Source organism: Anaerosporobacter sp. (genome assembly GCF_965301125.1).
Genome location: NZ_CBDLAM010000352.1, coordinates 1 through 2,018, shown reverse-complemented (window position 1 = coordinate 2,018; position 2,018 = coordinate 1). Strand labels below are relative to the sequence as shown.

The following is a 2,018-nucleotide window of genomic DNA, read 5'->3' as shown; positions in this document are numbered from 1 at the left end:
GTATTCTATCGCAAAACTGTGATAAATATTTTATTAAAGAATTCAAATCATCATTTATCTTAAAAACATTTCTGTCAGAGTATACAATTCCAACATTAATAAAACTTCCCATTATAGTCCTCCTATTTTATCTTTATACCATTTGTTAAGTGATAATTTATTTGATTAGAGTTAAACTTCCACCCACCTATATAATTTCCATTCATATCAACATATGCTCCTATAGAAGTTTCCTGATTCAAATAAACATAAACATCTTGTCCCCTATATGTAGACTTAAAAACTTCTGGTGCTGCATCAATGTGATTCTGAATTGCTTCTTGATATGCCTTAGCGTTATTTCCATTCCAATTACCTTCAATATCAAAATCACCTGCATGCTTATATTCATGCTGTAATTTAGACGTAGTATATTCAGTCCTTGGTAACTCAGTATCAGAGCCACCCTCAGTAGGAGCTTTATCCTCCGGACAATCATTATGTACCAGTATACTATTTTCCCCTACATAATACGTATGATAATCTTCTACTTGGAAATTATACACGATTTCTTGTTTTTCTTCCAGTTCAACACATTCTACTGGGTAACTACCACCGGATGCATTCATAATCTCAGCGCCCATTGAAAGTTTACAGGCTGCTACAAATCCTTGTCCTTTCACATAAAATGAATGATTCATTGTTGTGTATATCTCTTCATTCTGAATGATGATCTTTACGATACATGTTGTCTTATTTATGTATGTTTCAACTACTTTTTTTGCTTCTGTCAGGAATGTTTCTGGATTCGTTGCTATTACTTGATCTCCTACTTGAATGGTTTCAATCGCTTTCAATCCCATCACGGTTAATACCATCGTTCCTGCGACAAAACACACTGGATTCTTCATTCCCTTAGTAAAACCAGCAGTAAACACAGCCAATGCACTTATAGTTATTTGGAAACCATTGTATAGCTTACTTGAATGAAGCTTTTTATTAAACTGTACTAAAGGACTTTTAGGATCAAGAAGGCTAACACCTAAAGATAGTAAATCAAAACTCGCCATTCCAAGTGATATTCCACCCGATATTTTTGAAACTGTTGGAATTATCTCTGCTATTTTACCAAGGTGTTTCAGCACTTTACATGAATTTCCAAGCACTTGTCCTATGCCACCAATCCCTCCAAACAATGCCCCTATCAATGCTCCTGAGAATGCTCCTTCTTCAAAACCTTCAAAGAAAGAGCCTCCTGCGGCTACACTGGATAAACCACCTATTAGACCGCCGAAAGCTGCTCCCGCTACTAGCCCTTTTGCAGCTGCAACTAATATCGTAAGAATAGGTCCTAATGTCAATCCTGCTGTCAGCACAATTAACACAATTGCTGCAATCACTAGAACAACAGTGACTATAATTTTCCAATGTTCTTTACACCATTCTCCGACTTTCTTGCAGCCATCTTTGAACTTTTCCCAACCATTCTTTTCACACTCTGGTTTTAAGTACTTGTATTGATCGTAGAAATCATCTTTTCGCTTATTCACAAGATCCGCTACATTGCCGTCAATGCGATAGGTATCCTCTATAAACTGTTCGCTGCTTCCTCTAAACTGTTCTAGAGAGTCAGCTTTCTCTTCTTGTACACTTGTAGATGCCTGTATGGAGCTTATAACATCCTCCATATTACATATTGATTGCTTGATCGCCAATGTCTTTGATTTTAATGAAAATAATTCCGATTTGTAATCATTAACTGTTTGTTTTACCTCACCAAGCTTCCCAGACATCTGCGCTATTTGATTCGAGTATAACGCAATCGTTGCCATAAAATCTACTCCTTTTTATTTGTTGTAGTCTTTATGTATTTTGAAATTACCCTTCCTCTTCTGTTTTGATAAACTTTAACTTCATTAAGCGATCTGCTTCTACATCATAGTAGTAGCAATCACCTTTTTCACATCTTGCATAATCTTCTTTATGATTTGACGTCCATACTACCAAAGATTGTTTTACTAAAGATTGTTTTTGCTTTA

Annotated in this window: 1 protein-coding gene; it reads right to left on the bottom strand. The window is 35.7% G+C overall.

What is annotated here, in order from left to right:
• Positions 1–122: 122 nt before the first annotated feature.
• Positions 123–1,811 carry a colicin D domain-containing protein gene (locus ACW2QF_RS19845; RefSeq protein WP_455717746.1) on the bottom strand — a complete coding sequence of 563 codons (1,689 nt, stop codon included), beginning with the start codon at positions 1,809–1,811 and terminating at the stop codon, positions 123–125.
• Positions 1,812–2,018 lie beyond the last annotated feature (207 nt).

What these genes read in the sequence shown, in the direction of transcription:
- ACW2QF_RS19845 (WP_455717746.1), bottom strand. Translation starts at nt 1,811, where the DNA reads ATGGCAACGATTGCGTTATACTCGAATCAAATAGCGCAGATGTCTGGG.